The sequence below is a fragment of the Bartonella vinsonii subsp. berkhoffii ATCC 51672 genome (assembly GCF_902825225.1).
Classification (GTDB): domain Bacteria; phylum Pseudomonadota; class Alphaproteobacteria; order Rhizobiales; family Rhizobiaceae; genus Bartonella; species Bartonella berkhoffii.
Genome location: NZ_CADEAK010000271.1, coordinates 1 through 402, shown reverse-complemented (window position 1 = coordinate 402; position 402 = coordinate 1). Strand labels below are relative to the sequence as shown.

General features: G+C 40.8%; 1 protein-coding gene. It reads left to right on the top strand.

Annotation, left to right across the window (positions count from 1 at the left end):
* Nucleotides 1-47: 47 nt before the first annotated feature.
* A partial coding sequence (ccsA, locus tag J7R10_RS09230) for a cytochrome c biogenesis protein CcsA (RefSeq protein ID WP_343211345.1) occupies nt 48-402 on the top strand: 355 nt, incomplete at its 3' end.

Below are 402 nucleotides of genomic sequence, written 5' to 3'. Positions count from 1 at the left end.
ATAAAAGATGATTGCCGCATAGCGAAACTCTGCCTATTATAAAACGCATGAATGAAGCAGCTCACACACATAAAATAGGGGTACTTCCTAAAAGTTTAGTCCGTTTTATGAAAATAAGCGTTACCGTTGTACCTTGGTTAACTGGTATAACATTGTGTCTTCTTATCTTAGGGCTTATTCTGATTATGCATTCACCTGATGATTATCAGCAGGGGATTACAGTCAAGATTATGTATATTCATGTCCCATTCGCGTGGCTCCCTACATTTTGTTATCTCATAATAAGTGCTGCTGCTTTGGGAAGTGTGATGTGGAGGCTTCATCTTGCTGAGGTGGCACTCAAATGTGGTGCACGCAGTGGAGCAATTTTTACAGCCCTATCCCTTATGACAGGTGCACTTT